Here is a 3,918-nt window from a genome sequence, read left to right on the forward strand (position 1 = left end):
CTGGAAAGCGAGGTGAGCGCATGGACTCGGCAATACAAAAAAAGACAAATCCTAAAGCGGTCTACAACGGATCAAAACGCCGGTCGGCTCCGTCCGCTTCGTCCTGGCGCGCAGGATGGAAGAAATTTTGTGACCGGACGCGCTTCTGGACAAGGCACTGCAGCCGAAATATAAAAAAGTACTGGAAGAGCTCGCTGTTCTGGTTTGGCGCCGGCATTGTCGGCATGGCCAGCGGCCTGCTTCTGGCTTCCGGGGAAGGATCCCGGATCCCGTTTACAATTCTGATCAGCCTGCTGCTTTCCTTTCTCATGGTCTGCGGCCGCTTTAAATTTGAAGAAGCGATGCGAAACCTTGTCCTGTGCGTCGTTGGTCAGATATTGGCCGGTCTGCTCATGGATGTTTCGAGCATGATCACCCTGGTATTTTGCGGACCGATCGTTTTGCTGGTGAGCTATCCGTGCTGGTTCTGGCTCACGCGCTGCGACTGGGAAGCGAGCGCCGGCCGGTGGGGGCTGTACTTCGTTTTGCTTCTGCTCGGTCTGCTTGCCGTACCGGAGCGAAGACTCGTTTTCATTCTTTTACTGATCGTGCTGATAACCGGCGTCCATCTGTTCTGTACCGGCGGCATGCGGCCGATCCGCTTTCGCCGCCCGGTCAGAAGCGCCGAACGAGTGCATGCACCAAAGTCGAAGCATCGAAACCGTGCGAATGCGGGTCTGGAACATACCTCGCTGCAGAGCGTCATGCTCGAGCGGGCCAGACGAAAGGCGATGGAAGATCGAGCGCGCCGGCTGGCCGGTCTTTCGGATCTGCAGGAAAACCGGACCGGGGAAAAGAAAGCCGTACGCAATAAAACGGCGGTCCGATAAGGGCAAAAAATGCGGATCGAATCCCTGGATGGTCCTGCTTTATGAAGCGCTTTTGCTCCGCAGTCTGCGGGGCTTTTTTTACGGAAATCGGCAAGAATTCTCTCCAACTGGAGAGTGTTTGGAGAAAGCTTTCTGCAGCCTTGCATCGCATCTGGTCCATCCAGAGGGCTTCTGGAAAAATTCTTCCGGCCATCTGAAGGTTTTCTTAAAAAAGCGCGCAGATGCATACGGCGCTTTATACTGAAAGCATAGTGTCTGCTTAAGAAAAGCCTGTGCAGACACCAGAATTAGAAGATAAAACCAGACTGGAAGCTCTGGCGCGAACATACGCGGCAGGCAAACGGGAAATTCCGATCCGTCTGGAGACAGGAAAAGAAAGAGGGGAACACGATGAACCATACGATTCTTGTTGTTGAAGATGAAAAGGGGCTTCGCGATGCGATTGCGATTTATCTTCGTTCACAAAACTACGAGGTCCTGCTGGCCGCCAACGGCGCACAGGGCCTGGAAGAGCTTGGCAAAGCGGGAGACAAAATTCATCTGGCCATCGTCGATCTGATGATGCCGGTCATGGACGGTCTGACCATGATTCAGGAAGTCCGTAAAAATTATGATTTCCCGATTATTATCCTTTCGGCAAGATCCGAAGAAGTCGATAAGATCAACGGCCTGACGATCGGTGCCGACGACTATCTGACCAAGCCGTTTTCGTCCATGGAACTGCTCGCCCGCGTCAAGGCGCAGCTGCGCCGCTACGACAGTTTTCTGGAAATGAAAAACGCCAAGGATGAACCCGATAACGCTTCGCTCGTCAACCGCGATCTGTCTCTGAATCCGATGACCAAGGAAGTGTTTGTCCGCAATGAGCCGGTGCATCTTACCCCGAAGGAATTCCAGATTCTTGAACTGCTCATGCGCCATCCCGAGCGTGTCTATTCCGCAGCCGAGATTTATGAGCTGGTCTGGAAAGAAGATGCGATTTCGACCGAAACCATTACCGTCCACATTCGAAAACTGCGTGAAAAAATCGAAGAGGATCCGAAAAAGCCGCAGTACATTCAGGTGGTCTGGGGCCTCGGCTACAAAATGCGCAAAGATCCTCTGACGGCATGATAAGCGGAGCCCGGCTGATCGAGCCGGCTTCGACGGCAAGTCTGGACAGCACGCAGAGCGCGCCGAATACAGCCTTTGAAGACGAGCCCAAAAGCAGCACCAGCTTTCAATCGGCAAAGCCGGAACTGAAAAAAAGCGGGAAATCGAACGGTGCGAAAGTGTTTACCTGCCTGCTTTGCATTTTGCTGCTCATCCTGAGTACGCTGGCGACCAAACTGACGTCCAAAATTACCCTGCAGGGGGAAGAAACGCTCGATGTCTTTACCGAAGCGCTGGCCCCGTCGCTCGAAGCCATGGCGGTGGTCCGGGCCAGATCGCTAGTTCCGGGCACCGAATGGCTGAAAACGGATGAGGAAACCGATTCGACGATACGGCAGTACATCGAGGAAAACGCCGGCAACAGCATTCGCTCTTCCGCCGAATCTCTGGCGCGCGATTCCAACCTCGCCTGGATTATCCGCTACGGCGGAAACGAGTATTCCCACAACTGGAAAGATTCGTATAACCAGACCGACGGTGCACTCGACTACACGATCCGCTCTTCCGCGGGCGGCATCACGTATTCCGGGGCAATTCAGCCGGACGTCTCCTTTTCGAGGGCGCGTTCGATTCTCGTCAATCCGGCGCTCGTTCCCGAAGAGCGGCGCAATTCGCCAAGCGGCTGCGAATACGCGTATTCGCTGGTGCTCCCGGACGATTTTTCCATTCATTACTACGTACCCAAAACGCTGCAGCCCAACGGCGGCGTAGTCGCCCGCGTCGCTGCGGACGTCAACCAGACCGGATTTGATTTCTGTATGTTATACGGATCCATCGTCGTGGTTCTGTTCGTCCTGCTCTTTCGCTACCGGCTGGAAGAAGGGCTGCCTTTACTGACACAGCTCAGCCGGATGAAGGCGCTGTTTGCGATTCTCGTTCTTGGCGGTATGTACGCGATTCTTTCCCCAGGCCTGAACCGTGTCACGATGAATTTTGCGAACGGTTCGCTGAAGGCGCAGTACCTTTCCTTTGCGATGAACGACTGGCAGGCGGAACTGGTCGCCTGGGCGACCGTCATTCTGCTCTGGTTCCTGGTTTTTATGACTGTCGCGTTGATCGCGCTCTACATTAAGCGCATTTTCAAAATGGGTCCGGCAGCTTTTGTGGAACAGGATTCTCTTTGCTACTGGGGTTATGTGCATGCCCAGGACTGGATTCTGGAAAGCTTCTCTTCGCAAAACCGGCACATGCCCGTATTCCGTCTGACGATACTATCTGCTTTATGGATCGTTCTGACGGGAGCATTCATGCTTCTTGGCGTCCTGTTTTTCGACCTTTTTGGACTGATTGCGGCTGTGCTGATCAGCTGCCTGATCGCCATTCTTTTTGCAGTCGGCATTGCCAAAGCCATATCGCAGGATTTTCAGCACGTTCTGGATGCTTCGCATTCTCTGGCCATGGGCAACTACAGCGAGTTCAAGCCGGAAAAAGCCGGCATGTTCAATCCGATCGTCAGTGATCTGGTCCATATTGCGGGCAATTACGAAAACGCGCGCAACGAAGGACTGGCCAGCCAGGTGTCCAAGTCCCAGCTGATTTCCAACGTTTCGCACGACTTGAAGACGCCAGTAGCGGGCATTCAGAGCTATTCCGAGCTCATCAGCATGTCCGACAACATGGACGATATTCATCATTACGCCAGCCATCTTCAAAATTATTCCGCCCGTCTGGCTTCGCTGATTGAAGACCTGTTTGATATCACCAAGGCGACCAGCGGCGATATCGTACTCGATCTCGTTCACATCGATCTGTGTGAACTGGTCGAACAGGTGCAGGCCGAATGGATCGATACGCTGGCGGAAAAACAGCTCGAAACGATTATGAATCTGGACGGACCGGTCATGATCGATCTCGATCCGAACAAGATGGTCCGCGTCATCGACAACCTGTTTTCCAA

General features: G+C 53.6%; 3 protein-coding genes. All 3 read left to right on the forward strand.

Annotated elements, in window-relative coordinates:
- Nucleotides 1-869, forward strand: an 869-nt coding sequence (locus tag ACLUYS_RS05925; RefSeq protein WP_412659370.1) for a hypothetical protein, incomplete at its 5' end; no start/stop codon positions are given.
- Nucleotides 870-1,259: 390 nt separating this feature from the next.
- On the forward strand, nt 1,260-1,982 hold the full coding sequence (locus tag ACLUYS_RS05930; RefSeq protein WP_230267449.1) for a response regulator transcription factor: 723 nt from the start codon (nt 1,260-1,262) through the stop codon (nt 1,980-1,982).
- Nucleotides 1,979-3,918, forward strand: a 1,940-nt coding sequence (locus ACLUYS_RS05935) for a histidine kinase dimerization/phospho-acceptor domain-containing protein (RefSeq protein WP_412659371.1), incomplete at its 3' end; no start/stop codon positions are given. The genes ACLUYS_RS05930 and ACLUYS_RS05935, both read left to right, overlap by 4 nt.

Source organism: Allobaculum sp., assembly GCF_047010065.1.
In the GTDB taxonomy this organism is placed as follows: Bacteria; Bacillota_I; Bacilli_A; order Erysipelotrichales; family Erysipelotrichaceae; genus Allobaculum; species Allobaculum fili.

What these genes read in the sequence shown, in the direction of transcription:
- ACLUYS_RS05930 (WP_230267449.1), top strand. Translation starts at nt 1,260, where the DNA reads ATGAACCATACGATTCTTGTTGTTGAAGATGAAAAGGGGCTTCGCGAT.